The sequence below is a fragment of the Brachyspira sp. SAP_772 genome (assembly GCF_009755885.1).
GTDB lineage: Bacteria > Spirochaetota > Brachyspiria > Brachyspirales > Brachyspiraceae > Brachyspira.
Genome location: NZ_VYIX01000075.1, coordinates 1 through 877 on the forward strand (window position 1 = coordinate 1; position 877 = coordinate 877).

General features: G+C 18.9%; 1 pseudogene. It reads left to right on the top strand.

The features are described from left to right. Positions 1 to 804, top strand: a pseudogene (locus tag GQX97_RS12670) (hypothetical protein); the annotation flags it as partial. Positions 805 to 877 lie beyond the last annotated feature (73 nt).

The window sequence follows — 877 nt, forward strand, 5'->3', positions numbered from 1 at the left end:
TTAATAATTTCTATATTAATATTCATAATATCAATACTATTTATGAATACTATTAGAAAAGAAGGTACAGATTTTCTTATATCTGTTTATCTTGTTAAATTTTCTATTTTATTATTTTTTGTTAATCTATTATCATACAAAAAATATAATAAAATTATATTAGTAATTTGTATAATATTTTTATCTATAAATACATATAAATCTTTAGTATATATAAAAAACAGTATACCCAATATTTTTTTAATTAATAATAATATATATTATAATCAAAATATATGGAAAACTCATACTTATGGCACAGATAGAGGTACAATATATACAAATATTATGAGTATATCGAGTATAAATACTAATGTTTGGAATTCCTCATTTTATTGGTCAAAAGATATAAGAAAAACTAAATCGTTGTTAACTCAAACATATTCTAGATTGACAGATGTTACAGTGTCAGATATTGGAGCTGTAATATCAAAAGAATCAAATGAATATATTTCTAATATAGATAAAAATATTTCAAGCGGATTATTATTAATTCTTAAAAATAATTATAACTATATTAATTTAAGACCAGATTATGATTTTTATTTTATATCTGATATTGAATATAAAAAAGAAGATGAGAGAATTAATTTTACAAACTATGGTTTTTATATAAATGGTAAAAAATACTTTGTATATAAATTAAATATGAAAACATTTCAAGAAATACCTTATGGATACGATGGCAATTATAATTTTAAAAAGGGAGAAGATTTTAATAGAGGATTTATTTTGATTAATGATAAACTAGCAAAAGGACTTTAACTAATGGAAAGAGAAATACCAAATTATGAATATAAAGAATATTTTAGTAAAAGAAATGAGTATTGTTTATTAA